Below are 25894 nucleotides of genomic sequence, written 5' to 3' on the forward strand. Positions count from 1 at the left end.
TTTTTTTACAGCCAGCCTCCTATCCTTTTACTGTATAAGTTTGACCCGTTTGTGCGCCTAACGCACTTCTTACATAAGCTTGTGCAACCTGGTGCATAGTAGCAGGAATATGGCCCGGGAAATAAGGGAAATAAGCGGGTGATGCTTCCACCACTCCTGGTGCTACGGAATTAATACGAATACCATTTTCCAATTCAATAGCTGCGCCACGAACAAAACCATCGATAGCTGCATTAACCGCACTTAAAGACGTTGCAAATGGAACCGGATCATTGGCTAAACTTCCCGATGTAAGGGTGAAAGAGCCTTTTGGTGTGATATATTTCTGACCAATTAAAACCAGGTTTACCTGCGACATCAATTTCCCATCAATACTAACCCGGAAATTGGCGTCTGTCATACCTGAAAGTGGGCCAAAGTACCCATCGCCGGCAGCACATATTAATGCATCAAATGCGCCAATCTTTTTATACATTTCTTCAATAGATGCGGGGTCATTGATATTAGCCTGAATATCGCCACTTTTAGAACCCACTTTAATGATCTGGTGATCTTTGTCCAACGCACTAACAATAGAAGAACCAATAGTGCCGCTGGCACCAATAACAATAATTTTCATGCAATGATTAATTTAAAATGCAAACCTATACCAATACTGTACCTTTGTCAAGTAGTTACCTTTTTGTACAGTAGTTACCCTGAGGTTGTAATTGAAGCCTGGTTTACATTATGGAAAAGAAAAAAAATGAAATAAAAAAGCACGGAGCAAACGAGTGCCCTATTACCGCCACTATAGATGTTATTGGAGGAAAATGGAAACCGCCTATTATATGGCTCTTGCTTAAAGGCTCAATGCGTTTCGGAGAACTTAGTAAGACAATGCCGGATATCGCATTAAAAGTACTTTCCAAACAATTAAAGGAATTAGAAGCGGATGGTATTATTACCAGGAAAGCCTACCCTGAAGTGCCTCCACGGGTAGAATATTCACTAACGGAAAAGGGCGCATCCTTACGCCCCGCCCTAACCTTGTTATCGGAATGGAGCGAAACTTATCTTTTAGCTAACAAATAAATAGCTTTCAAAAAGCAAGATCCCCGAAGCTGGCGCTAATGAATAATTTTATATTGCAGTCAGTGATAACTTGGCCTATGTTATTTTCCCCAACTTTTTATAGGGTTTTTCCCGGCAGGAACGCATATAATAAAAAAAGGAAAGTGAGATATGTAAATAAGTAATATTTATTGCACAGTTTTATTTCGCCTGTTCAAGAAACTGTATAAATTCCGGCGCTTTCCAGTCTTGCAGATATTTATTTCCATTGACAAAAAAGGTAGGCGTTGCGTTTACGCCGCTTCGCAATCCACTTTCAAAATCTGACAAAGCTTTCTTTTCAAGATTTATGTCGGCCACGTCGAGTTTAAATCGTATGATATCTAACCCAAGGTGTTCTGCATAATTTATAATAGAAGAGTAGTTTAATCGTTTTTGATTCTCAAAGAGCATGTCGTGCATTTCCCAATATTTCCCCTGCAAACTGGCAGCTTCAGAAGCAACTGCCGCCATTAATGCCTGTGGGTGAATTTTTCGTAACGGAAAATTTCGAAATACGAATTTCAATCTGCTTCCCAGTTCATCCTGAATACGTTTAACAATAGGATATGCCGCTCCGCAATAGGGACACTGATAATCTCCATACTCAACCAATTCAATGGTCGCATCGGGACTTCCCAAAATATGGTCCCTGTCAGATACAGGTATTCTTAGATCAGGCATCTTGCATTATTTTTTTATTGAGTAACGTTGTTCATATCGTCCAGGGCCTGTAAAATACCTGCTGCACCCGGATTGACATCTACAGGTGACAGATAGCTCCACCGGATAATACCGTTTTCATCAATTACATATAAAGCCCGCTTAGATTCACCGGCCTCCTCGTCATAAACCTCATATGTTCTGGAAACGGCACCCTTTGGTTCGAAATCTGCCAATAGTGGAAAATCCAGTTTTCGATCATTACTGAAGGCTGCGTGGCACCATTTCCCATCTACAGAAATTCCAACAAGTGTAGCCCTTTGATCAGTAAAATAATCCAGCATCTCATTGTAAAAGGTCATTTGATCACTGCATACGGGACTCCAATCCGCAGGATAAAAGGCAAGGACCAGTCGCTTACCCCGGTTTTGTGACAGCGTAAAAGATTCGCCCAGCGAAGCGGATAATGTAAAATCAGGAGCGATCATTCCAGGTTGTAGCATAAGCAAATTATTCAATCATTAATAATATGAATTTTGTACAAAATACGAAATAACGAGGATTGCTCAGGCGACACCATCCCTGTTACAGTTGAATATGAGTTAACAAAGTCTGGACATGCCTTTCGGAAAGTTCTGGACGTAATGTTAGAATGGGGATTAGAACACTGTAAACGTGTAATTTATAAGAAGAAATAGCTGCATCAGAATAACCCCGGTTAATTACTGTTGGCTTGAAGAAACAAAGTTGTAAATAGCGGGCATTCACAATTGCAGCCGATACCATCCTTTATTTTCTGCGACACATAGCGCTGATATTTTTTAATAGAAATAACACGGGCGAGGAGGTAGCTGTAAGAAGTGATGACGTGCCAAATGTTTTCATTGATACCAAAGATCAACGGCTGCCTGTTATTCTGTTGTACAAAATAAACAGGGTCCATCCGGGTTTCACCCAGTTCATAATACCGGCAAAACGATTTGTGTTTTGATAAAAAGTTCTTACAGGTGGCAAGTTCCCGTTTCCAGTATTCCCTTTGCCCTTTTACATCTTCCGGTTGAAACAAGATCGATCTGTATAATAACGTAAAAAAATCAATCAGACCCACAAACTTCGGTTTCAGTGTTTTATAAAAAATGATCTCTTCCTGTGGGTCGGCAAAAGCAACGCCTTCTACCCTTTCCTGAATGCTTAACCAGGCTTTTATCGTGAAACCAAAGCTCCATTCAACCCATTTCTTTTCGTCGGAGGCAGTAGCCTCATAATACGCCAATTGAAGCAATACTTTTTTGTACACTCGGCCACATTGTTGTTTTAAGCTTAGTTGGTTTGTCATACAATAGTTTTTCAAATAAGTAATAGAAAAGCAGGCGGAACAAAGCCATTTTCATGGGGCACAGATCACCATGGGGGCTTTCACAGGTGCATTCCTATAAGCAAATGCAAAATGATTTGTTATTATCTAAAGGGATAAGACGTTCACTCTCCCAAAAGGGGGATAAAACTTTTTTGAGGTTGGATCAATGAGAGGCAATAAGACGTACTATTAATTAAAACGATTGAAACGCGCATTTATACTAATAGTAAGAAAAATTTAATGCTGGCCCGGCAGAAAGCTATTTTGCCTTAGCTTTTTCCCAATTGGGCTAATATAGTCATATGAGATTTTTTGTAGTTTAACCGGATGAAAAAATTTTCCCCTTGTCTGGCCGCCGCCTTCATGCTCCTCGTTTTGACCGCAGGATGTACTCACTTTTCTTTCGCGCAGCAACAAAAGATCAGGGTGCTTGTCATCAGCGGTGGGCATGGCTTTAAACACGAACCATTTTATGACGTTTTCAACTCCATCCCTTCCATTACATACGATACCCTTGTTCAGCCACAAGCCAATGCGCTCATCGCTTCACCCGGGGTAAAAAAATATGATGTGCTGGTGTTTTATGATATGTTCGATTCCATTGCTCCCGCACAGCAGGAGGCCTATGTTAGCCTGCTAAAAAAAGGCACATCCATGATCTTCCTGCATCATTCGTTGGTGAGTTACCAAAACTGGCCTGAATTTATACAAATTGTAGGCGGACAATACCACACCCAACCGGTAGTGGTAAATGGTGATACATTAAAAACCAGCTACGAACACGATGTGAACATTCCCGTGAAAATAGAAAACAAAAAGCACCCCGTGACCCGGGGTATTTCTGATTTTGACATAGTTGATGAAGTGTACGGTGGGGTTGAAATTCTACCGCAGGTAAAACCTTTGCTGAGTACTACGCATCCCAAAAGCATGCGCTATCTCGCCTGGATCAATCATTACGGGAAATCAGATGTTCTATATATACAGTTAGGCCACGGTCCGTCGGGTTATTCCAATCCGAATTACCGGAAATTGATACGGCAAGCCATTGAGTGGTCTGCCAAACAATCGAAAAAATAAATCTGTATATTGTCGCATAAACTTGTGGTGCTAATTATAAATAAATAATGTCAGAACAATTATACTTTTTTAAATTCAATAAGGAAATTGCAAGAACTAAACTATCTACTTTGCTTAATAAGGATGATAGTTTTTCTTACAAACAATATCTCTTCGAAAATTTCAGCAAAGGCGAAGAGTATGTGCAGTTCAATAATGTAATAAACAAGATAGATGAAAACATTGAACTGCTATCAACCGAGGAACTCTGGAGCTTATATGGCTGGTTTTCTGAAAGAGCTGAAAAACTACATACCGTAACGCGGTTCTGGAACGCAAGACGGCACTAATTACACTCTGGGGTGATGACAGCTTTTTTCTTACGCGGACAATGGATGTGTTTATCACAAAGTTACGCAAGCACCTTCGGCGCGATCCCGGCGTAGCAATTCTGAACATTCGCGGTATCGGGTATAAAATGACCTGCTGATTAAACATGATAAATTAGCCCCCTACCCTTATCCAGCGATTTGATAGTTGTCATATCATCGGAAGACAACTCAAAGTCAAATACATTGAAATTTTCATTTATCCTTTTCCTATTTGCTGATTTCGGAATAACCACCACTTCTTTTTGAATTAACCATCGTAGAACCACCTGGGCAATGCTTTTATTATATTTGCTTGCAAGCGCTTGTAAAAGTTCATTATTAAAAAGATTGTTTTTACCCTGAGCCAAGGGTGCCCATGACTGCAATTGGATGCCTTGAGATCTCAAAGCTTTCTGCATTTCTGTTTTTTGGGAAAATGGATGTGTCTCCACCTGATTTACTGCTGGTATCACACTATGCTGCTTGAGTAAATTCTGAATCTGGTCCATATTGAAATTACTTACACCAATAGCCCTTACTTTACCTTCTTTATATAATTCTTCCATTGCTTTCCACGAGGAATTTACGTCTCCCTGCGGGATGTGAATCAGGTATAGATCAATATAGTCGAGACCCAATTTTTTAAGCGATGCTTCAAAGGCGCGCTTTGCTTTTTCATACCCGGGGGCTGCTGGCAAAAATTTTGTGGTCACAAAGATCTCTTCCCGTTTGACATTACTTTTTTTGATCGCTCTGCCCACCGATTCCTCATTATAGTATGCCGCAGCTGTGTCGATCAATCTGTAACCAATATGTAAAGCATCCAGCACAGATTGCTCACACGCTGAGCCATCTTGAAGCAAGTAAGTGCCAAAACCAAGCAGCGGCATTTTTATACCGTTATTTAATGTTATGTTCATCACTTTATACCTATGTTTTCTGCTGCAAAATTGTGGAGAAAGAGCGAGCCGTTTTGTATATAGATTACGGGGTTTCTTACCCATATTACTGATTGGGAAGGCCGGTATCAAATGGGATTACCGGAACCTGTACTTTTGTAGCAATAAAAAGAATGAGGTATGGAAGGATCCAGCTTATGATAACGAATGGAGCTACTACAAAATAGGCTGCCTTCCGGAGGGTGAATGAAGTAACATTTAACAGCACTTGTAATACGATATACGCCAATTAACGGGTCAATATAGCCGGAATTAAAAAGGTTGGACCACCTTGAGAAGATGGTTCAACCTTATAGCTTTCGCTGTGGGATACATGGGTTATATACCTTAATAATATTTCTGAAACAGGTTCTTCAATTCTTCGTTTGATTTATGGCCAAGTTCAGGACTGATTACCTTTCCATTTTTATCAACCAACACATAATGTGGTATACCTGAAATATTGAACTTTGCTGCCAGGTACCTGTATTCATCATTTGTTAAGCGGTAATGCTCGCCTTTGATAGTAGGTATCATATTGTGGTACGTCTGCTCAGGAGAGCTCTCATCTGTAATATAAACAAAGGCTATATTTTTATTTTGAAGCTCTTCCTTGAGTGGCTTAATTTCCTTTATGCCCGAACGACATGGGCCGCACCAGGTGGCCCAAAAATCCACATACACCAATTTCCCTTTATACTTAGACATTATTGCATCAAATAACTTGTCGCCCGCGGCATTAGGTGTTTGGTTCACAAAATAACCACCGGCATTTTTATTGGCCTCTATTTGTTTGAGGGTTTTGTCGTTTTGTACTGTAATGTAATTTCTGATAAACGGATCATTTATTTCAGAAAGTTTGTCGGCCAATTCCGCCTGGGTGCATGGTGTGAATTCCTGAGATATAGGCCGCAAAATATCCTGGCTGTTCATAATATCGGCTACCCAGTCGTTTTTCGAAATACCGAATGCAGAATCAATGTTAGTGAAATATAAATCCCTCATTTCCTTTTGAACTACCTTGTTGATAAAAGCACTATGCTCCTTATTAAACCTGTTAGGAACTTCACTGAGAGCCGAATCAAAGCGTATACTCCCATCAGGCAAAATAAGGTCTGCAAATTTCTTATCATTTTCAGAAAGCGTATCAGCCGACTTTTTCAATTCTTCGTAGATCTTTTTAAAATTCCATACATATCTGTCGGGCCGCACAGCTTCCAGATATTTAATTCTGTTTATAAAAGTATTATAGTTGTTCGAAATGAGCGCTTCCTTATTATTAGCTATATCATGCGAAATGAAATTGAAATAGTTTGCAGGATATGGCTGTATGTTTACGGTGTCTTTTCTTTCCATTTTTTTTGCATCGCGGTATGCCGATTCGTATTGCCAACGATACTCCATTATTTGATTGATATAGCGATAGTCAATATCAAACTTTTTCACCTGGCAGGCTCTGGCAGAAACCTTATTAAGATTGCGCAAAGAATCCAGGCGTGTATATTCCGTCTTTTGCAGTGCCAGTAAATAAGCTTTGTAATCATCAGGGCTCATATTCACAATCCGCTTCTCCAGTTCATCCCAATTTATACCATGATAACTATTTAATAAATTCAAATCATAATTTAATGCTGCCAGTTCGCCGGCAAACTGCACTCCATCTTCTCCCAGAATTGTAAACAGTTCCTTTCCAGGCTCAAGATAAGGAGCACCATTGTATACGTCTGAACTAACATATACATATTGCGGATGATACAAAGGTATTCGAACACTAAAATATCCGTCATCATTGATGTCAGCCAAATAAGTATCCTGGTTTTGTGAAAGAAGATTATCTACATGGAGGGCAATCGTTTTAAAGCCATATCTTGGTGAAAAACCTCTTACATATCCGCTGTAAGTGGCCGAATCCATTTTAACTATCGGAGCTGTATAAACAGAAGGATCGGCAACTTGCTTACACAAATCCCGATTGGTGAAACAGGTGGTACTAATATCTTTTACGGAGATTTTAATTTCGCTATCCGAAATGCGTGCCACCATAATCGCATGTTTTTGTTTGCCCCTTTTAAGCTCAATTTGATACTTATCTCCGGCATTCTTAACATTGCTACATTTCCATACTTTTTCGTGCCATATGGCCACACCACTGAAAAATGCAAATTCCATTTTTCCGGTATTGCTATTGAACCATTCGTTATTTAAAAAAGCATATGAGGATGACTTCTTATCAGCGGTCAATGCGATATCATAAATTTTCCAGCCATTGGATACATTTTCTCCATAATCCAGGAACAGATACTTTTTTTGAATGGCAGGAAAAATTACAGCGTAGTGAACAATACCCGAATCGGGCATGAAGTATTGTTTGTTAAAGGGAATTCCTTCGGTGCTTTTTACAAAATATTTTGTTGTATCTCCTACCGGCTGGATATAAGTTTCCCTGGGTATCCGTATCCAGTTGCCAGGAGTATATTTTGTTTTAAAATACAAAACCGTCGAAGTATCAGAAAGTACAATCCGTGTTACTTTTAAATTGGGGTTTCTACCTTTAAATCCTTCGGAAGGATTATTTATCACCTGAGCGTTAAGGTTAAAGAGGGTGGCAAGGGTTAATGCAAAAAGCAGTGATAAGGGTTGCATAATTTTCATTTTTTGAAAATAATATTTAACCCGGTAGAAATCTTTTGTTTAATAAAATTTAACATTTCACATTGTTAGTTGTCCTATTAAAATACGGAGATGCATATTCTAACCTGTTAAGTTAAGCGATTTAAACTGGTAATAAATTCAGCAATACGAACCTCTACCCGGGCCCGAAGCCACTGAATTTTGGGTTCATCCAGGTCTGCCAGAATACTGGCATTATCTTCATTAAAATCGTAGCAGATATCTTCCAGGAACTCCTTCTTTATCTCATATAATCTCTCTTGGTTGGCTAAATCAAGCCCTCCAATTTTCGACAAGGCACTATCCAGTCTGTTCTTTGTTATATAATTAGCCATTTCATCCACTAAGAAAGAAAGTTCATCCGACTTGCTTGTAACGTTTGGAATAAAAGACCATTTTTCTGCTTCATGGAATTTATTTTCTTCATCAAATTCCGGGTTCTTAAGCTTAACGATCGGGCGCACCTCAAGATCCGTGAGCCCTGCATGGTATAAGGGTTTGATAACAATCCCTTCAATAAGATTTGGAGAAAGCGCAGGCAATTTTAGCTGATCGGGGATCCGGGAATCGATCCTCGTATCAAAATCCAACGCCTCATTAAACTTGCCGCTGAACAATACGTTTGCATAAAAGATCCCGAATCGTTGGAAATAGGCCATGGAAAGCGCGTAGTCGAGATACGCCTTCGAACCATTTTCCGCTGTCTCTATGGCAATATCGAAAGCACAGAACCGCACCGAAGGACAATAATACACACCCGTTTGAATTGCCTGAACATGCTCATCCGGAGCTACTTCCGGATGCGGGTATTTGCCCCCGAATAATTCTCCATAGATAATGTACCTGTGTGCAGGGATATCCTGTTTTAATTGCTCAAACAAACCAATCAGCCTGTCTTCCATTTCGGTTGCTACCGCCTGGAATCCGAAAAAATCGTCACTCCATGTAAGATAATTTTTCCGTTTAGCGTAGAGCAGCTTATGATCCTCATACACAAAGCTGAAGTTTGCCCCATGTATCTTCTCAGTTACTACCCACTTTAGTTTATTTAGATCATGCTGCTCCTTCTCTGATAAGTGAAGCCCTTTCAGGTTTTTGGGCATTTTCTCATATTCGGAATTCTTGTTCATATCTATGAAGTATTCTTCTTAGCGCAAGATACTTTAAGTATCTAGTATATTTATAGGTGCAGCAGTTAAGGTCTTTAATTCCGCGTAAACCGGAGAGATGTAATGTCGAATCAATTCCTAGGCGCTTTAATTCAAATTCAACGACTTAAATAACATATATTATATAATAAAGTCAACTATTGCTGTAATGCAAAATGCCCGGCAATTGCCAGGCATTTTATTTTCCCGTTTATAAGGTTATCCTGAAAAGGCTTACAGGGTCATTTTTTTCAAATGTATGTCGTATACCATCAATTATAATGCAACATATATCATATCGCCTTGTCTCTATAACTGTATTCGTTATTTGCAGTTACCGCGGCGTGAAGAGATACTATAGCCGTTAAACAACTGAATTAAAAAATGAAAATCATTTTATTGCTTTTTATGTGCGTAGCCATATGCACAACATCCTTTTCGCAAGCAACACTTAAGGGAAAATTGATAGACAGTATAGCAAAAATACCTCTGGGTTTAGCTACCGTAACTGTTTTTAAAGCATCTGATACAGCCATTATCACTTACAGGTTAAGTAACCCTGAAGGTGATTTCAAAATTCCCGGGCTACCCTTTGATGTGAAATGCAGAGTGGTAGTTTCGTATAGTGGCTACATTGGGTACAGGAAAGAATTTACTGTTAGAAGCGATCAGCCTGTTTTAGACCTCGGTACTGTTTACATGTCGCCCGCTTCCGTAGCAATGCAGGAAGTGGTTGTATATGCAGAACGGCCACCGGTTGTAATTAAAAAGGATACAGTTGAATTTAATGCATCTGCTTTTAAAACATTACCCAATGCGTTGGTAGAAGATCTTTTAAAAAAATTACCTGGGGTACAGGTAGATAAAGATGGAAATATCATGGTTAATGGGAAACCTGTTAACAGGATATTGGTTGATGGCAAAACATTTTTTGGTGATGACCCAAAGATGGCTAGCCGTAATTTGCCGTCGCAGGTGATCGATAAAGTGCAGGTAACGGATGATAAAGAAGAGATGTTGCGTAATGGAGATGATAATGCGAACAACGTAGGCAAGGTGATCAATCTTACTTTAAAAAAGGGGATAAAGAAAAGCATGTTCGGTAAAGCCTATGCCGGTGGCGGTGGCGGGCCGCAGGGTGGCCGGTATGAAATGGGAGCTATAGCAAATATTTTTAGGGATACACTGCAGGTAAGTGTAATGGGCTATTCCAATAACCTTAACCGCCCCGGGTTTAGCGTAACTGATATGCGGCAAACAATGGGTATCAGCCGTTCAATAGAGACGATGGGAGGAAACTCTAACAATAACAACAATACCAGTAATTTTGGTTCCTCCTTCAGTATTAATGATATCAATTTTGGAGGAGAATCACGGAATGGTGGTATAACAAAAAGTGATGGCGTGGGCATTAACATCAACCATTCGCCCAGCAATAAACAATCTATCTACGGTCAATATTTTTATGGTCGTGTTCATACAGATGTGCAAAATGAGAACAGAACCGAGATCTATAAAGAAGACACTGTAATAAATAATTTTTCAAAACAGTACTATTCCGAGATCGGTAATTCGCATGTGTTTGGGGCCGGAGCAAATTTAAAGCCCGACTCTACAATAAACCTCATCATTGGCTTAAACTATGTAATATCCGGAACCAAATCCGAAAAAAATGATGCAAGAAGTGGCGTCAATAATTTTCTTGGAAACTTAAACAACGGTATTGTAAATAGTATAGGTGATCTGAAAACCAACATGTATAGTCATAACATAATGTTCACCAAACTATCCAAAAGTAAAAAAGGGCGGCGATTGAATATTACGCAATACATGGGATGGAGCGAAAGAGACAGAGATGACTATACTAATGCTCTCATTTCATACCAGCAACCTGTTGGCAAAGATACCGTCTACCGTCAATTGCGTAATGAATGGGTACCAACGTGGACGGCTAACGTGGCCGGAAATTACAGCGAACCTCTGATCAAAAACTTTTTCTTTAGGCTAGGTGCACGCTACGATTACGAAAAAATGGATGACAAAGTAGGCACGTTTGCAAATAACACAAGTGGCCCTATCAAAGATCTGAGCAGCAGGTTTAGCAGGGAAAGCAATAAGTATAGCGTTTCCGGAGGAATTGAATACAGGTATAAAGATTTTACATTCCGGCCAGGCATACGTTATCAATCGCAAAGATTTGATAACAATATTTATTCATTAAATCAATCAATTACGCAGGAGCAGCATAATGTTCTTCCACAGTTTGATTTTGTATATAAAAAATTATCGCTTTCGTATAACCGGGATGTTGTGTTACCTTATTACAGCAACCTGATACCGGTATTGAACAATAGCAACCCTTATATGACAAGGTTGGGTAATCCTAATCTTCAACCGGCGTTGCAGGATAGGGCACGTATTACATTGAACACTTATAGCCCTAAAAGTACTTTGGGTGTATGGTCATGGTTTGAAGCTTCGCAATCGAAAAATGTGATAGTAGATAGCATTGCGTTAGATCAGAGTGGCATACAAACAATATACCCCGTAAATGCAAATGGGTATACACGTGTTGCGACTAATTTTGGTTTGCACCAGAATAAAAGGAATTCGAAGAATTTTATGATTCCCTGGAATTTTGGTACCTGGACCGAATATGTTAGAAATTATTTTTATTATAATGGAGTTCGAAGCCTACAAAACAGATTGAATTGTAATTTCTGGAGTGGCATAGGATTTAATTGGGATGATAAGTTGGAACTTAACCAGGAATACTCCTTTAGTTACCGGTTTGTAAGGAATAGTAATGCTGGTTTTGAAGATATCAATACATTTAGCCAAACAATCGGTACAGAAGTAATAGTCCGTTATATAAAACATGTAATTTTTGATACAAGATTGCGGTTAATTACCAACAACATGTTTGACGATCCGACATTAAAAAAGATATATTTATGGAATGCAGCAGTAAATTTTACTTTCTTTAAAGATGAAAGAGCAGTATTGAGGATAAGCGCAAATGATATATTGAACCGGGGGAAAAATGTGTACATGTCGCCTAATCAAAATACAGCATTCTTTTCCAAGGGAGATGTGCTGGCGCAGTATTTTTTGTCAACATTTACTTATAATCTAAGGCCTGCAGGTGCAAAGAAAACAGCTGCAGGTGGAAAGTGGTCTTTGTTTTAAGTGGTTCGTTTAAATTAGCAACATGAACATAGATCTGGTTTATAATAAATTGTACGAATTTTTGCGGAAGAATCGACCGAATTTTCACCATGGGACCTGTAAGTATATATATATCAGTTCAGGTAGCAATGGATGGCGCTCCTGAGGAATGGAGCCTGACCGAACATGATAATATAGGTTTGCTGCTGGGAATAGAACATGAAGAATTTCAGCATAGAAATATTCGGCTTGGGTTTCCCCCGGTTAATGTCAAGTTATTACGCCCTGCAGAAGTGAGAGTGATCAAACAAATGAATGCGAATGGGCGGCAAAGGCTGGTAGATTTTTTTAAGCAAAGAGGCAAAGTTACTGTAAGTTCGCTCGACCGTTCATCGGCAGTAAAGGAAGAATAAAGTCCTCGGGCTAAACAAGAATAATTCGAAACAAAAAGGGCCTTCAAATCGAACGACTTGAAGGCCCTCTTAATTTATGGTCGGGCCGGCTGGACAAATGGCGAACCAATATTTAGACGCCCTTATTCAAATTCAACGACTTAAATAGCAACATTTTATAATATTATCAACATGGGGCTTTTCCTTATTTACCTGATCTAAGCTTTTTTATATGTTGGTCTGCATTCTTGTTTTGAGGATCCAGTTTCAGGGACTGTTCATAATAGCTTTACTCCAGAAAGAAAGACCCCAAAACGCATAAAAGAAGGAATTTGGGTACCTTCGATACCTCTGGAAGCCGCTCAAAACATGAGCGGGAAATATAGTATTTTTAAAGGCACTGACCTTAATGAAAGAAAACAACATCCCTAAATATTCCTTGCAGAAGCTATGCAAAGGGCAATCATTTAATTGAAATGATCGTCAGCGATGGCACCGCATTTCAAAAGCGTAAAGTCAATCACCTGGTGCCACACCGAAAGGATTATTACATGTTTGTGCTGGTGCGCAATGGCAGCAGCCGGCATTGGATAGATACGACGCCTTATACTCTAAAGAAAAATACCTTATACATTTCCTCGCCGTGGCAGGTGCAGGTAAAAGAACAATCAGAACCCCTGGAAGGCATTCTGCTTTCTTTCACCGAAGAATTCCTGAACATCGATGATGATAATACCCTTCGGCAACTACCCGTGATCCAAAACCGTTTTAATGCCCATGAATTATCATTGCAGCCGCAGGATTTCTCGTTTATCGAAGACCTACTTCAAAAAATGTGGATCGAATACCAAAAGGTCAGTGAATGGCGAAACCCAATGCTGTTATCGTACTTGCGGGTATTGAGTATATACAGCAGCCGTTTATATATTGAACAAATTTTGAAAAGCGCCGGAACAAATGAGCGAAAGCTGTTAAATGATTTCAAAAAGCTGATCAATGAACAGTTTTCAACATTGCATCAGGTGGCAGAATATGCGCCTTTACTGAATAAGACTGCCGGTTATTTAAATGAAGTAGTGAAACAACAAAGCGGCAAAACGGCTATTGAACATATCCATGAACGCATTCTGCTGGAAGCAAAACGAAAATTATTACATACTGAATTTTCCATTAAGGAGATCGCCTACGACCTGGGCTTTGAAGATGTGGCCTACTTCACCCGTTTCTTTAAAAGACTGGCTCAACAAACGCCGGCTGCCTTCAGGAAGGTTATCCGCGAAATGTACAAATGAACCCGGTAAATGTGCCAGCCATTAAGAAGCGCCAACCATAGATTTGCCCTAAAAAATTATGGAAGCTACTTTAGAAAAGAACAAGGAAATTGTAAAACGGTTCAACTATGAAGTTATACAGGGCAAAAACGAGCAGGCTTTTCATGAAATTGTGCATGCACAGTTTGTTAACCACAGTGTTCCGGCAGGCACCGCTAATGCAGGTAAGGATGGTGTAATACAATTTCTGCAACTCATGTGGCAGGTGTTTCCCGATCTAAAAGTTACTATTAACATGCAGCTTGCTGAAGGCGACCTAGTAATGACCTATAAAACATTTCAAGGCACGCATAAAGGAACTTATATGGGCATTGATCCTACCAATAGAAGCGTTAGCTTTTCAACCATTGATATCATTCGCTTACAAAACGAACAGGCCATTGAACACTGGAGCATTCGTGATAACAGTGCCTTATGGCAACAATTGACACACAAATAAAAGTCTAAAGGAGGTTAATGACCCGGCTGGCGGGTAATTCGAAAGTCTCTCAAATCTCGATGTAGAAGGAGGAGTGACCTATAATCGAGAGAAAAAGGCATTCTTAATCTGCAAAGTAAATATGCTCTTTGAGCTAATTGCGCCACTGAACAGCATTACAGTGGTGATAAAGAAAAACAGGACGGTATAAAAATCGTCCTGTTCAATTTAGTCGGGACAGCTGGACAAATTTCTAACCTGTTGATACAGGATTTAAAGATTTTAAGTGACTTTGTAAGGCTTAATAGGGAATAGCAACAGTATATAATTAACTATGACAAAATGGCGAAACAACCAATCAGACAATAAGTACTGTTTTACCGATGGACTGTGATTTTCTTAGGACAATGGTTAGTTCTTATCGAAGTAGCTGATTTTCTTCAGCAATAGTTTTATTTTATTTTGATAACAACTTTACCTTTTGCACGCCCTGTTTCCACATACCCCATAGCTTCATTGGTTTGCTCAAATGGAAATACCTTGTCAATAACTGGTTTTATGATACCGGCATCAATAAGTGAAGTAATTTGGCCTAATTGAGTTCCTTCTGCCCTCATAAAAAGGAATGAATAGCTTACATTGAGTCGCTTTGCTTTTTTTCTCACTCCGGCGCTCAGCAGTTGCACTATGAATTTCATGAACCAGGGCGTTTTGATTTCTTCTGCAAAACTAGGATCAGGCGGACCAGAGATAGAAATAAGTTTTCCCCCAGGTTTTAATATTCGCAGAGATTTTTCAAGAGTCTTTGTATCCTGACTATTCAATACGATATCGTAATCTTTCAATATTGTTTCAAAATCCTCATTCCTATAATCAATTACAATATCTGCACCGAGACTTTTGACTAAATCAATATTACCGGCACTTGTTGTGGTAGCTACAGTAGCGCCCAAATGTTTCGCTAACTGAATGGCAAATGTGCCCACGCCACCAGAACCTGCCTGGACGAAAACCCTTTGCCCTTTCTTCACATTTGCCTTTTCAACCAGCGCCTGCCATGCAGTTAAACCAACCAATGGAATAGAAGCAGCTTCTTCCATTGAAAGATTTCTAGGTTTTAACGCAACATTGTTTTCATTGATGGCAATAAGTTCTGCAAAAGTGCCAATCCTATGATCTGCCGGACGGGCATACACTTCATCGCCGGTTTTGAATTGTGTTACACCTAAGCCTACTTTTATTACGATTCCAGCTACGTCGTGTCCCAGCGTAATAGGAGGTTTATAAGGTAGAATTAACTTAAAGTCACCGTTTTTTATTTTGGAATCCAGAACATTTACACTGGCAGCGTGAACCTGCACTAATACATCATTTGCCCTTAAAACCGGTTCTGCGATCTCGGCAGATTGCAAATTTTCTTTTTTGCCGTATCGGTTTATTATAAATGCTTTCATTTTTGTTAATTGTTATTCATAAATAGCTTACTTCGCTAAAAACGCTAATGCACTTTTTACGAACGCCTCATGATATTGATACATACCACCATGGCCGGCATCTTTATATATGATTAATTCGGAATTGGGAATACGCTTGCTTAAATCATAAGTATTACTGCTCGGCACCATTCTGTCATTATCGCCATTTGCTACTAATACAGGCTGCTTGATCACTGATAGATCTTGTGGGGGATGCGTTTGTCTTTGCCATGATTAGTAATATTATCAGGAATGTTTTTTTTCATTTTTTGCCAGAGCTTTTTTAAATTATTTCGCAGCATTCACCCTTTTCAAAACAGTACTTTCAAGTACGTTATATGCAAAACGTTGCATGGTAAGAAGCATAGAAGTTCCTTTGCCAACAGGATAACTGTATTTTGGCGCTTTTTCATTTATGATTTTCAAAACCGTATTTATAACAGGTTCTGGCCCTGGTGCATTCTCAAATTGATTTTTAGAATAAGCTGAAATCTTTTTTCGAAATACATCATAATCTTTGATGTCACCTGTTGCGGCAGTTGAACTATTACCAATATTTGTCTTGAAGCTCGAAGGTTCAACCATGCTTACCTGTATGTTAAATTGATTTAATTCAAGTCGCAAGGCTTTGAAATATCCTTCCAACGCATGTTTTGAAGCTGCGTAATAAGCAACATTGGGAAGACTAATCAATCCAAGAATAGAACCTACGGTAATTATCTTGCCTTGCTTCTGTTTTCTGAAATGAGGCAACAACTCGTTTGTAAGTTTAACAGTGCCCCAAAAATTGGTTTCAAACTGCTGTTTGCCTATTTCAATTGTGGTTTCTTCTGCAAGCCCTGTCACTAAGTATCCTGCATTGTTTATAAGCACATCCAATTTATTGATCTCCCTGAAGAGTTTCTTACTAAAAGACGCGATTGAGTTGTAATCGGCAATATCCAATGCCAATAATTTAAACGGCAGTTTAGCCTTGTATTTTTCGGGGTTACGACTTGTTCCAATTACCTGGAAGCCACTTTCATGGAGCTTTTGGGCAGTCAGCAATCCAAAACCTGAAGAAGCTCCTGTTATTAATATTGCTTGTTTCATGTCTCAACGTTTTGTAATTTTACTTGCATATTGCAAGTGCAAATGTAAACATTACTTGCAATATGCAAGTAATTATTTGAAATATATGTTATGAACAAAACGAAAAAAAGATCAGATTGCCCTATCAGCAACTCCCTTGACATATGGGGAGATAAGTGGTCGCTGTTGATCATCAGGGATTTAATGTTTGCAAAAGAGTGTACCTATGGCGACTTTCTAAAAGCTGACGAACGAATTGCCACAAATATTTTGGCTTCAAGGCTACAAGCTCTGGAAGAAAATAAGATGATTGAAAAATTAGACCATCCGGATAGTAAAGTAAAAGTGTTATACAGGCTAACCAAAAAAGGAATTGACCTAATGCCTGTACTGATTGAAATACATCTATGGGCGGAAAAATATTTTCCTATACCAGAAGACAGAAAGGCGATGTTGAAAGAAGTAAAAAAGGATAAGGCAGGATTTATTAAAGCGAAGTCAAAAGAATTGATGGGTTAAAGCAGTATGCTAACGCTAAATAATATTTTCCGAACTTAAGTGGATTCGAACTTCCTGTAACCGTTACTAGGAGAATTAATGCGTCTTTTTTACTTTCTGTTGCCGTTTGATTTCGCTACTTTGCGAACATGTATGATGTTTTTCAGCAATATCTCAACAACAAGATTACGCTGACCGATGAAGAAGCCTTCCAAATCAGGCAATGTGCGCTTTTCAAAAAGATCAGAAAGCGCCAATATCTTTTACAGGAAGGCGATGTGTGGAGATATGATGCGTTTATAGCCAGGGGATGCATCCGTTCTTACTCCATTGACGAGAACGGTGTTGAACATGTTATTGGGTTTGGTATTGAGAACTGGTGGATCGGAGACCGGGAAAGCCTGCTTTCGGGCCAACCCTCCAGATTCAATATCGATGCAGTGGAAGATAGCGAGGTCATTCTGTTCACGCACACCAAATTTGAGGAACTCTGTGCGTCCATTCCCGTTTTTGGCCACATGATCAACCAGATACTCCAAAGAAGCTTCATTGCCTCGCAAAACCGCATCCAGGCGGCGCTCAGTAATACAGCGGAGGAAAAGTACCTGGCATTCATAGAAAAGTATTCCGCCTTTGTAAACCGGCTTCCCTTGAGTATGATCGCTTCCTATCTGGGGATCACTCCTGAAACGCTCAGCAGGATCAGGAAAACTGTGGGCAGAAAGTGATCAGCAGGAAGTGCGCACCGCCTTATACGTTTGATCTATGTCAAGTTTTTTTTATCCTGCCTCAATTTCCAGGGCAAACGGTTGATCCATTTTTGTGATGTCAAACAAACAGACATCTTCAAAAATAACAACCATGTTTAAGGGAATTTTCATTAGCAGTATAAACACCATTTTCGAAAAACTTACAGGTCTCCCATTTCCGGGTAGATCAATCTTGTTTGTTACATTCTTCTATTTCACCATCCAGCCCCTGAAGGCTCAGCAAAAGGCGGGTATTCTGGGTGTAGACCATATTGGCATCAATGTGCCGGATCTAAAACAGGGTGTTGATTTTTTTACTGAGGTTTTAGGCTTTACGCCTGTAACTCAGATCGGCCCTATAGACCTCAATGAAGGATGGAAAACGTCAAACCGATTAAGCGCTTCCACAAAATCTGTTACCATAAAAATGGTGCGCGCCGGCACGGGGGCTAATATTGAATTGTTTGAATATAAGCCGAAGCTCCAGCGCACTCAACAACCGGGTGGTGATGGTCCTGGTACTACGCACATCGCTTTTTATACCGATGATATCCGCACCGCAGTTGCCTATTTAAGGTCAAAGGCCGTGAAGATCATCGGCGAGCCCTTCTTAACTCCTTTTGGCGATACAAAAGGCGAAACCTGGGTTTATTTTGAAACACCCTGGGGCTCAAAAATGGAACTAACATCTTATCCCGATGGGAAGGCTTATGAAAAAAATAACCCGAAGGTTTTATTATGGTCGCCCAAAAATTATGAACTTGAACCACAAAAAACAAAAGAAATGACAATCGCAGCAATCATTGCAATAGTAGAACAGCATATCGCTTTATGGAACGAACACGATGCGCAAAAGCGTGCTGAGATCGCGGAAAAGATCTATGCTCCGGATATAGAAATGGTAGACCGGCATTTTACAGCTATCGGTGCCGAAAAGATCGACTCTTTTATCCGAGATCTCCAACAGAAAAATCCTGCTGCGCGTTTCACTCATCAGAAAGCCATCGATGCACACACCAACCTGGGCCGCCTGTTCTGGCAATTCGGTACGGCGGATAAACCGGATATGGTTACCGGGATGGACCTGTTCGTACTCGACAATAACCTGGTAAAGAAGCTGTATGTTTTTGTAAATGATAAATGATATTAAAAGAGATCGCCGGAGCTGGAAACTCCGGCGATCATTTCATACTATTTAAAAAACGCCAAGCTGCTTCAGCAAGACCGTTGCGGCAGTGTAACAATGAAAAAACTTAACCTTACCATTTTCCAGCAAAAAGAAATCAGCGCAAGGGGTTACCATGCGTTTTCCGGTTGCAGGGATGGTTCCTGATGGAAGTACAAGAGGGCCATTATGGGTGCCATTCAACGAGAGCTCCACAATTACCATATTCTGTGCATCTGCCGGATACACGCGCAGCAATTCACGATGCATATCAGGGAAAGCGGTTGCATAAATATCTACAACGGTACCCGTATCTTTCCCATAATATTTTTTGTCTGCAGAAACGTCCCAAAAATAGCCGTCATCAGCGAATAGCGATGCGAATGCTTTTGAGTCTTGTCTTTCCGCCACCTCATAAAGATGCCGGATGATCTGTTCGTTTGATTGATTGTTTGCCATTACACTTATTTTGTTATCCGGCAAACCTATAGACTGTTTAAAACAAGAAAATTGATATAAGGCAAAAAATAAACTGACATAGATCAACTACATAAAGCCTGACCGATCTATCTCTCGCCCTACAATGCACTTTTCACTATATATAGGCAAGTCATCTGGTTATTTAAGTTAAAAGTGCTTTATTTATTCTCGCGAACAATGCAAACCAAAAAAGAACCATCCGACCTTTCCCCATAGGGCAAGGCTTTGTAGCTTCTATTACCTTTTGGAATTTTTATTAACGCCACTGGGCAAACGGCAAATGGCTTTTGATAAATTGTTAAAACGAAAATCAACGCCTGCTGTGTCGCTCGAACTAACAGACAGGGAAAGGGAAATTGCGCAATTAATTGCAAACGGCCTTACTTCCAAGCAGGTTGCCCGCAAACTTTCCATCGGCGTTGAAACCGTAAAAACACACCGCCGTCGCATGTTGCAAAAAAACAATATCAGCAACTTCCCGCATTTGGTTTTTTTGATGAATAAAGCATAAGAGCCGATTATTGTACCTCTTTTGGGGGATTGTCTTTTCTCATTCGGCATTTTAATTTTGCTCACTACACTATTTGACAATCAAATCCCAAAACAAATCCGGTGATGAGAAAAAAGCCCTGTACCCTGCTGGCAACGATGTTGTTCTTAAGTATTTGTTCCTTTGCCCAGCAATTCTCATTGGTTAAAGATATTAATACCACGATCAATACCACTGGCTCTGGGCCCACGTACATTACCAATGTGAACGGCACGGCATATTTTTCAGCCAATGTCCCCACTACCGGCATCGAATTATGGAAAAGCGATGGGACAGCGGCAGGTACCGTATTGGTAAAAGATATTTACCCAGGGGCAAACGGCAGCGCACCGCAAAATTTAACCAATGTAAACGGCATATTGTATTTTATAGCCAGCGATGGAATGAGTGGCACAGAGCTCTGGAAAAGTGATGGCACTGAAGCAGGTACAGTATTGGTAAAAGATATTTATCCCGGCGCAAATAACGGCGGCGTAAGTGTTTTAACCAATATAAATGGTACTTTATTTTTCAATGCTAATGACGGAGTAAATGGTGCTGAGCTCTGGAAAAGCGATGGCACTGCGGCAGGCACAGTAATGGTAAAAGATGTTAATCCTGGTTCAGCCAATAGCTCGCCGCAAAGTTTAGCCAATGTAAATGGTGTTTTATACTTCGTGGCAAATAATGGGGTCAATGGCGCCGAACTTTGGAAAAGCGACGGCACTGCTGCCGGTACCGTAGTGGTAAAAGATATTTACCCGGGGACAAGCAGCAGCGCACCGACAAATTTAACCAATGTAAACGGTACATTGTTTTTTACTGCTACTGATGGAACAAATGGCGTAGAACTTTGGAAAAGTGATGGCGCTGCTGTTGGTACAGTATTGGTAAAAGATATTTATCCGGGCACAAACAGCAGCTCACCCCTAAATTTAACCAAAGTAAACAGCGCACTGTTTTTCACTGCTAGTAATGGAACGAATGGCATAGAGCTTTGGAAAAGCGACGGCACTACTGCCGGTACGGTATTGGTAAAAGATATCTTTACGGGGGCAAGCAGCAGCGCACCGGCAAATTTAACCAATGTAAACGGTACATTGTTTTTTACTGCTACTGATGGAACAAATGGCGTAGAACTTTGGAAAAGTGATGGCGCTGCTGTTGGTACAGTATTGGTAAAAGATATTTATCCGGGCACAAACAGCAGCATACCCCTAAATTTAACCAAAGTAAACAGCGCACTGTTTTTTACTCCTAATAATGGAACGAATGGCATAGAGCTTTGGAAAAGCGACGGCACTACTGCCGGTACGGTATTGGTAAAAGATATCTTTACGGGAAGCACTCAATCAAACCTGAATTACTTAACTGATGTAAATGGGGCATTGTTTTGCCGCGCCTCTGATGGAAGCACGGGCAATGAATTGTGGAAAAGTGATGGTACTGCAGCGGGTACGTTATTGGTGAAAGATATTTATGCAGGAACCAAAAGCAGTTCCCCGCAGGCTTTAACAGTAGTTAATAGCACTTTATTCTTCAAAGCAACAGATGAAGTTAACGGCATAGAGTTATGGAAGAGTGATGGAACTGCTGGGGGAACAGTTATGGTAAAAGACATTAACCCGGGTGCAGGCAACTCTGATGTTGCTTATCTCGCTAATATGAATGGAACTCTATACTTCACCGCTTTTGATGGCACAAATGGGTACGAGCTGTGGAAGAGCGATGGCTCAACAGCCGGTACCGTTATGATAAAAGATATTTATGCAGGAGGAAGCAGCGGAAGTCCCCGGTTTTTTACATATATAAATGGGACCGTGTTTTTCTGGGCAACTGATGCAGCTAATGGCAGTGAACTATGGAAAACGGATGGCACTACCGCAGGCACTGTGTTGGTAAAAGATATCTGTCCCGGACCAGCAGGCAGCAGCCCGGGAAGCTTAATCAATGTAAATGGTGTTTTGTATTTCACGGCTACTGATGGAACAAATGGTGTAGAGCTTTGGAAAAGTGATGGCACTGCAGCCGGTACAGTGTTGGTGAAAGATATTTATCCGGGAGCTAATGGCAGTTCGCCACAATATTTAACCAATTTAAATGGAACTTTATTTTTCCAGGCTATGGACCCAACCTATGGACCCGAATTATGGAAAAGCGATGGCACAGCAGCTGGTACCGTTATGGTAAAGGATATTTATCCCGGTTCGCCCGGTGCTAATTGTTCATATCTAACGAATATTAATGGTACACTTTATTTTACGGCGCTTACAGCTATCGGCTATGAACTTTGGAAAAGTGATGGCACTGGAACAGGCACCGTGTTGGTAAAAGACATCGTTCCAGGAGGAGGAAGCAGCTATCCGCAAAATTTTGCGGAAGTAAACGGAACTGTATTTTTTATGGGCGTCGATGATGGCAATGTTAACTGGGAATTATGGAAAACCGATGGAACTGATGCAGGAACGGTGCTGGTGAAAGAAATTTTGCCCGGTAGCAACGGTTCTTCTCCCAGTTATTTAACAGCCGTAGGCGACAAGCTTGTTTTCCAGGCAAATGACGGCATTCATGGTATGGAAGTATGGAGTAGCAATGGCACGGAGGCGGGTACCTCGTTATTACAGGATATAGTAAATCCCGGTGGCAGCGGAATTGGAAGCTTTGTGGTGGCCGGAACAAAAATATTTGCTGTGGCAACTACTGAGGAATACAGCACTGAATTGTATGCAGCTGATATTGCAAGCATCCTTCCGCTTCATTTTTTGGAATTCAACGGCCGGGTGATAAACGATGATGCCTCGCTCACCTGGAAAACTGAAAACGAAGAGAATGCTAATAAGTTTATTATTGAAAGAAGTGTGGATGGAAGGAATTTTAAACCTGTTGGAGAAGTAATGGCTTACAATACATCCGGCTGGCATCAATACAACTTTACAGACCCAGCGGTTACCAACCTTTCCGTAAACAGGGTTCATTACCGGCTTAAACAGGTAGATAAAGATGCAAGGTTTATTTATTCCAAAACGGTAATGTTGCCGCTAAAAGGAAAACCCGGAATGTTAATTTATCCTAACCCGGTAAGAGATATACTGAACCTAACAGTGAAAACGACACAAATTGGACAATTGAAAATTGAAATTATTGATAACAGCGGCAGATTAATGAAACAGGAAGTAAAAAATATTTTACCCGGTAGCAACAGTTTCAGCATTCAAACAAAAGAGCTTACCGCAGGAGCATATCAATTAATAATAAAAGGTGAAACCATTTACGAAATAGAACATTTTATAAAGCAATAAGTAAAGTGTAAGTAAATAGTATAGAGTGTAATACAAAAAAGCGACCTCTTACGAGATCGCTTTTTATAAGTCGGGACAACGGGACAGATTTCGAACCTATTAATACAGGATTTAAATACATTAAGTGAATTAATAAGTTTAATGAAGATTAACTGCAATAGATAATTATGCATGACAATGGCGAACCGGTTAGGCAGATTAGATAAGTTAAACTTTTAACGTTTATGCATACTTCAGGGTTGTAGAATTACTTAACATTTTGTCATGCACTCTTTAAAATGACGGTGACCTATCTATTTTCAATTATTACTTTATTCAAAAAATTGTTTCTTATAGGATGTGGGCAGCATTCCCGTTTCTTTTTTAAAAAGGCGGGAGAAGTAAGACATGTTTTCAAATCCTAAATCGTATGCTATCTCAGAAACAGTTTTACCTTTCTTTCTCAGTCTGTTTTTTGCTTCGTTGATGAGTGCAATATGAATAAGTTCAATAGCAGTTTTACCGGTTTCTACTTTCAACAAATCAGTAAGGTATCGCGAAGAAATATTCAACCTGTTTGCCAGATCTCCGACCGAAGGCAGTTCCTTGTCATCAAGTGAGCCATCTTTAATATATTTCTGTAAGATTTTATTAAACTCAGTTACCGTTTTCCCGGAAAGTTGTTTTCGGTTGATGAATTGTCTTTTATAAAACCGTTCAGCATATTTGAGCATCGAATTGATGCCCGCGAGAATAATTTCTTTGCTGAATTCATCTTCACTGTTATTGTATTCCTGTTCTATTGTGTAAAAGATATTCCAAATAATTTTTTCTTCCTTTGGTGCCAGGTGAAGCGCTTCATTTGTTTCGTAATCAAAAAAAGAATAAAGTTGAATGTCTTCATTCAATGAATGTCCGACCAGGAAATCTTCATGAAAAACTAAAATATATCCATCTTCTTCAAATTCTAAATTCCGCATTTCGATCACCTGGCGTGGCTTCGTAAATATCATAGAACCCGTCTCATGATCAAATTTCGTTCGCCCATACAACACATAACCGGCTTTTACTTTTTTTAATCCAATCATGTAAAAATCGCTGGTATATGCTTCATTATTTATTTTAATCTGCTGATTGATGCGCAACAGACCCAACATGGGATGTTCCGGCAATGGCAGATTGTTGGCAACAGCCATTTCACTGATTGATTTAAAATGTTTCATCAAATTGGTCTTAAAGTTACAAATTAACGAATAAAGAGGTTAATAAGTCTATCCGTATTTTTAGTGAAAGGAGCATGCAGAAGATCCATGCCATTCCAGCTTCCCTGTTCGTAAATTCCTTTGGCATGACTGAGTGTTCGGAAACCCTCTTTGCCATGATAGGCGCCCATACCGCTTTCGCCAACTCCGCCAAAAGAAAGATCATCTTGTGCGATGTGTGAAAATGTTCCATTGATCGTTACATTGCCAGAGGTAGTTCTGTTCAAAACATTTCTTTTATCTTCATCATCATGCGTGAAAAAATAAAGTGCTAATGGTCTTGGTCTAGCATTCACATAATTAATTGCATCGTCAATAGATTGATAAGACAATATTGGTAATATGGGTCCGAAAATTTCTTCTTTTGCAATACGCATTTCGTCTGTTACTTCCAACACAATAGTTGGAGCCATTGTATGAGGACGTTTTGATGCATCACCTGGACGGATACCAACTTCTATTACCTGAGCTCCATGTGTTCGGGCATCTTCGAGCAGTTCGTGGAGGATTTTAAATTGAAATACCAATTCAAATTATAGCCTTCCCCTACTAAGTATTTGAAAACTTTTTTCAATTAGCACCCTACCCCAACTCATTATTTGAAAGGTTTTGCGAAATGCTTGACTTCATAAGTTATTTTTTCACGCCACCAATTCAGTTTTGACCTCCACAAAGTTTGTTTTCACCTTCCCAGGTTATTTTCAACTTACAATAACTCATTTTTTACCCTCAATAACTTACTTTCAGCGTTCCCAGAGCAACTTTACCTCAATACTAACT

At 39.9% G+C, this 25894-nt stretch carries 26 protein-coding genes and 1 pseudogene; 14 read left to right on the forward strand and 13 right to left on the reverse strand.

Going from position 1 to position 25894, the window contains the following annotated elements; genetic code table 11:
- Positions 1-19 precede the first annotated feature (19 nt).
- Positions 20-619 (reverse strand): short chain dehydrogenase, encoded by a 600-nt coding sequence (locus GGD38_RS00245; protein ID WP_375300043.1) that lies wholly within the window; start codon positions 617-619, stop codon positions 20-22.
- 110 nt (positions 620-729) lie between these two features.
- On the opposite strand from GGD38_RS00245, the gene GGD38_RS00250 reads away from it, so the two are divergent.
- Positions 730-1074: a winged helix-turn-helix transcriptional regulator gene (locus GGD38_RS00250; protein ID WP_375300042.1), complete on the forward strand. Its 345-nt coding sequence runs from the start codon at positions 730-732 to the stop codon at positions 1072-1074.
- Positions 1075-1254: 180 nt separating this feature from the next.
- Here the strand turns inward: GGD38_RS00250 and GGD38_RS00255 are convergent, their stop codons facing one another.
- Positions 1255-1776, reverse strand: a complete 522-nt coding sequence (locus GGD38_RS00255; RefSeq protein WP_375300041.1) for a DsbA family protein — start codon at positions 1774-1776, stop codon at positions 1255-1257.
- Positions 1777-1790: 14 nt separating this feature from the next.
- Positions 1791-2258, reverse strand: a complete 468-nt coding sequence (locus GGD38_RS00260) for a redoxin domain-containing protein (RefSeq protein ID WP_375300040.1) — start codon at positions 2256-2258, stop codon at positions 1791-1793.
- 33 nt (positions 2259-2291) lie between these two features.
- On the opposite strand from GGD38_RS00260, the gene GGD38_RS00265 reads away from it, so the two are divergent.
- The gene (locus tag GGD38_RS00265) at positions 2292-2453 is read left to right on the forward strand and encodes a winged helix-turn-helix transcriptional regulator (protein WP_375300039.1); all 162 of its coding nucleotides are present in this window, start codon (positions 2292-2294) and stop codon (positions 2451-2453) included.
- 20 nt (positions 2454-2473) lie between these two features.
- Here the strand turns inward: GGD38_RS00265 and GGD38_RS00270 are convergent, their stop codons facing one another.
- Positions 2474-3091 (reverse strand): RteC domain-containing protein, encoded by a 618-nt coding sequence (locus tag GGD38_RS00270; protein ID WP_375300038.1) that lies wholly within the window; start codon positions 3089-3091, stop codon positions 2474-2476.
- Positions 3092-3439: 348 nt separating this feature from the next.
- On the opposite strand from GGD38_RS00270, the gene GGD38_RS00275 reads away from it, so the two are divergent.
- Genes GGD38_RS00275 through GGD38_RS00285 form a run of 3 tightly spaced genes read left to right on the forward strand, consistent with a single transcriptional unit; the run spans position 3440 to position 4661 of the window.
- Complete coding sequence (locus tag GGD38_RS00275; protein WP_375300037.1) at positions 3440-4192, forward strand: ThuA domain-containing protein; 753 nt, start codon at positions 3440-3442, stop codon at positions 4190-4192.
- Between the two features lie 47 nt (positions 4193-4239).
- Positions 4240-4521, forward strand: a complete 282-nt coding sequence (locus GGD38_RS00280) for a hypothetical protein (RefSeq protein WP_375300036.1) — start codon at positions 4240-4242, stop codon at positions 4519-4521.
- Positions 4521-4661: a winged helix-turn-helix domain-containing protein gene (locus GGD38_RS00285; protein WP_375303804.1), complete on the forward strand. Its 141-nt coding sequence runs from the start codon at positions 4521-4523 to the stop codon at positions 4659-4661. Before GGD38_RS00280 ends, GGD38_RS00285 begins: the two co-directional genes overlap by 1 nt.
- On the opposite strand, the gene GGD38_RS00290 is transcribed toward GGD38_RS00285, so the two are convergent.
- From GGD38_RS00290 to GGD38_RS00300, 3 genes are all read right to left on the reverse strand, one after another.
- Positions 4662-5462, reverse strand: a complete 801-nt coding sequence (locus tag GGD38_RS00290) for an aldo/keto reductase (RefSeq protein WP_375300035.1) — start codon at positions 5460-5462, stop codon at positions 4662-4664.
- A 366-nt stretch (positions 5463-5828) separates the two neighbouring features.
- Entirely contained in the window at positions 5829-8123 is a 2295-nt protein-coding gene (locus tag GGD38_RS00295) for a TlpA family protein disulfide reductase (RefSeq protein WP_375300034.1), read from the reverse strand.
- A gap of 116 nt (positions 8124-8239) precedes the next feature.
- The gene (locus GGD38_RS00300) at positions 8240-9280 is read right to left on the reverse strand and encodes an RNA ligase family protein (protein ID WP_375300033.1); all 1041 of its coding nucleotides are present in this window, start codon (positions 9278-9280) and stop codon (positions 8240-8242) included.
- A gap of 402 nt (positions 9281-9682) precedes the next feature.
- Here GGD38_RS00300 and GGD38_RS00305 point away from each other — a divergent pair, with 402 nt between their 5' ends.
- From GGD38_RS00305 to GGD38_RS00320, 4 genes are all read left to right on the forward strand, one after another.
- Positions 9683-12487, forward strand: coding sequence for an outer membrane beta-barrel protein (locus GGD38_RS00305; RefSeq protein WP_375300032.1), 2805 nt, complete (start codon positions 9683-9685; stop codon positions 12485-12487).
- An 89-nt stretch (positions 12488-12576) separates the two neighbouring features.
- Entirely contained in the window at positions 12577-12879 is a 303-nt protein-coding gene (locus GGD38_RS00310) for a hypothetical protein (RefSeq protein ID WP_375300031.1), read from the forward strand.
- Between the two features lie 455 nt (positions 12880-13334).
- Positions 13335-14150 (forward strand): helix-turn-helix domain-containing protein, encoded by an 816-nt coding sequence (locus GGD38_RS00315; protein WP_375300030.1) that lies wholly within the window; start codon positions 13335-13337, stop codon positions 14148-14150.
- Between the two features lie 58 nt (positions 14151-14208).
- Entirely contained in the window at positions 14209-14628 is a 420-nt protein-coding gene (locus GGD38_RS00320) for an ester cyclase (RefSeq protein WP_375300029.1), read from the forward strand.
- Between the two features lie 431 nt (positions 14629-15059).
- On the opposite strand, the gene GGD38_RS00325 is transcribed toward GGD38_RS00320, so the two are convergent.
- The 3 genes and pseudogenes from GGD38_RS00325 to GGD38_RS00335 form a co-directional block, all read right to left on the reverse strand.
- A complete protein-coding gene (locus tag GGD38_RS00325; RefSeq protein WP_375300028.1) occupies positions 15060-16061 on the reverse strand; it encodes an NADP-dependent oxidoreductase in 1002 nt (333 codons plus the stop codon).
- A gap of 27 nt (positions 16062-16088) precedes the next feature.
- Positions 16089-16298, reverse strand: a pseudogene (locus tag GGD38_RS00330) (alpha/beta fold hydrolase); the annotation flags it as partial.
- Between the two features lie 72 nt (positions 16299-16370).
- Complete coding sequence (locus GGD38_RS00335) at positions 16371-17174, reverse strand: SDR family NAD(P)-dependent oxidoreductase (RefSeq protein ID WP_375300027.1); 804 nt, start codon at positions 17172-17174, stop codon at positions 16371-16373.
- Between the two features lie 90 nt (positions 17175-17264).
- On the opposite strand from GGD38_RS00335, the gene GGD38_RS00340 reads away from it, so the two are divergent.
- From GGD38_RS00340 to GGD38_RS00350, 3 genes are all read left to right on the forward strand, one after another.
- Complete coding sequence (locus GGD38_RS00340) at positions 17265-17672, forward strand: winged helix-turn-helix transcriptional regulator (RefSeq protein WP_375300026.1); 408 nt, start codon at positions 17265-17267, stop codon at positions 17670-17672.
- Positions 17673-17800: 128 nt separating this feature from the next.
- Positions 17801-18379, forward strand: a complete 579-nt coding sequence (locus GGD38_RS00345; protein WP_375300025.1) for a Crp/Fnr family transcriptional regulator — start codon at positions 17801-17803, stop codon at positions 18377-18379.
- 133 nt (positions 18380-18512) lie between these two features.
- Positions 18513-19544: a VOC family protein gene (locus tag GGD38_RS00350; RefSeq protein WP_375300024.1), complete on the forward strand. Its 1032-nt coding sequence runs from the start codon at positions 18513-18515 to the stop codon at positions 19542-19544.
- Positions 19545-19595: 51 nt separating this feature from the next.
- Here the strand turns inward: GGD38_RS00350 and GGD38_RS00355 are convergent, their stop codons facing one another.
- Positions 19596-20024, reverse strand: a complete 429-nt coding sequence (locus GGD38_RS00355; RefSeq protein ID WP_375300023.1) for a nuclear transport factor 2 family protein — start codon at positions 20022-20024, stop codon at positions 19596-19598.
- A gap of 265 nt (positions 20025-20289) precedes the next feature.
- Between GGD38_RS00355 and GGD38_RS00360 the strand changes: the two genes are divergently transcribed.
- Both GGD38_RS00360 and GGD38_RS00365 read left to right on the forward strand, forming a co-directional pair.
- Positions 20290-20556, forward strand: coding sequence for a response regulator transcription factor (locus tag GGD38_RS00360; protein WP_375300022.1), 267 nt, complete (start codon positions 20290-20292; stop codon positions 20554-20556).
- Positions 20557-20660: 104 nt separating this feature from the next.
- Positions 20661-23873, forward strand: coding sequence for an ELWxxDGT repeat protein (locus GGD38_RS00365; protein ID WP_375300021.1), 3213 nt, complete (start codon positions 20661-20663; stop codon positions 23871-23873).
- Between the two features lie 311 nt (positions 23874-24184).
- Here the strand turns inward: GGD38_RS00365 and GGD38_RS00370 are convergent, their stop codons facing one another.
- Positions 24185-25048 carry a helix-turn-helix domain-containing protein gene (locus GGD38_RS00370; protein ID WP_375300020.1) on the reverse strand — a complete coding sequence of 288 codons (864 nt, stop codon included), beginning with the start codon at positions 25046-25048 and terminating at the stop codon, positions 24185-24187.
- Between the two features lie 50 nt (positions 25049-25098).
- Complete coding sequence (locus tag GGD38_RS00375) at positions 25099-25641, reverse strand: aldehyde dehydrogenase family protein (protein ID WP_375300019.1); 543 nt, start codon at positions 25639-25641, stop codon at positions 25099-25101.
- Between the last annotated feature and the right edge of the window lie 253 nt (positions 25642-25894).

Origin of the sequence: Niastella sp. OAS944 (assembly GCA_024809215.1) — a bacterium.
Taxonomy (GTDB): Bacteria; Bacteroidota; Bacteroidia; order Chitinophagales; family Chitinophagaceae; genus Niastella.

Bases quoted from the DNA above. Each gene is read 5' to 3' on its own strand.
- GGD38_RS00365 (WP_375300021.1), top strand. From the start codon at position 20,661: ATGAGAAAAAAGCCCTGTACCCTGCTGGCAACGATGTTGTTCTTAAGT.
- GGD38_RS00255 (WP_375300041.1), bottom strand. From the start codon at position 1,776: ATGCCTGATCTAAGAATACCTGTATCTGACAGGGACCATATTTTGGGA.
- GGD38_RS00280 (WP_375300036.1), top strand. From the start codon at position 4,240: ATGTCAGAACAATTATACTTTTTTAAATTCAATAAGGAAATTGCAAGA.
- GGD38_RS00310 (WP_375300031.1), top strand. From the start codon at position 12,577: ATGGGACCTGTAAGTATATATATATCAGTTCAGGTAGCAATGGATGGC.
- GGD38_RS00305 (WP_375300032.1), top strand. From the start codon at position 9,683: ATGAAAATCATTTTATTGCTTTTTATGTGCGTAGCCATATGCACAACA.
- GGD38_RS00270 (WP_375300038.1), bottom strand. From the start codon at position 3,091: ATGACAAACCAACTAAGCTTAAAACAACAATGTGGCCGAGTGTACAAA.
- GGD38_RS00290 (WP_375300035.1), bottom strand. From the start codon at position 5,462: ATGAACATAACATTAAATAACGGTATAAAAATGCCGCTGCTTGGTTTT.
- GGD38_RS00250 (WP_375300042.1), top strand. From the start codon at position 730: ATGGAAAAGAAAAAAAATGAAATAAAAAAGCACGGAGCAAACGAGTGC.
- GGD38_RS00325 (WP_375300028.1), bottom strand. From the start codon at position 16,061: ATGAAAGCATTTATAATAAACCGATACGGCAAAAAAGAAAATTTGCAA.
- GGD38_RS00345 (WP_375300025.1), top strand. From the start codon at position 17,801: ATGTATGATGTTTTTCAGCAATATCTCAACAACAAGATTACGCTGACC.
- GGD38_RS00315 (WP_375300030.1), top strand. From the start codon at position 13,335: ATGATCGTCAGCGATGGCACCGCATTTCAAAAGCGTAAAGTCAATCAC.
- GGD38_RS00295 (WP_375300034.1), bottom strand. From the start codon at position 8,123: ATGCAACCCTTATCACTGCTTTTTGCATTAACCCTTGCCACCCTCTTT.
- GGD38_RS00260 (WP_375300040.1), bottom strand. From the start codon at position 2,258: ATGCTACAACCTGGAATGATCGCTCCTGATTTTACATTATCCGCTTCG.
- GGD38_RS00335 (WP_375300027.1), bottom strand. From the start codon at position 17,174: ATGAAACAAGCAATATTAATAACAGGAGCTTCTTCAGGTTTTGGATTG.
- GGD38_RS00370 (WP_375300020.1), bottom strand. From the start codon at position 25,048: ATGGCTGTTGCCAACAATCTGCCATTGCCGGAACATCCCATGTTGGGT.
- GGD38_RS00300 (WP_375300033.1), bottom strand. From the start codon at position 9,280: ATGAACAAGAATTCCGAATATGAGAAAATGCCCAAAAACCTGAAAGGG.
- GGD38_RS00245 (WP_375300043.1), bottom strand. From the start codon at position 619: ATGAAAATTATTGTTATTGGTGCCAGCGGCACTATTGGTTCTTCTATT.
- GGD38_RS00320 (WP_375300029.1), top strand. From the start codon at position 14,209: ATGGAAGCTACTTTAGAAAAGAACAAGGAAATTGTAAAACGGTTCAAC.
- GGD38_RS00355 (WP_375300023.1), bottom strand. From the start codon at position 20,024: ATGGCAAACAATCAATCAAACGAACAGATCATCCGGCATCTTTATGAG.
- GGD38_RS00275 (WP_375300037.1), top strand. From the start codon at position 3,440: ATGAAAAAATTTTCCCCTTGTCTGGCCGCCGCCTTCATGCTCCTCGTT.
- GGD38_RS00350 (WP_375300024.1), top strand. From the start codon at position 18,513: ATGTTTAAGGGAATTTTCATTAGCAGTATAAACACCATTTTCGAAAAA.
- GGD38_RS00340 (WP_375300026.1), top strand. From the start codon at position 17,265: ATGAACAAAACGAAAAAAAGATCAGATTGCCCTATCAGCAACTCCCTT.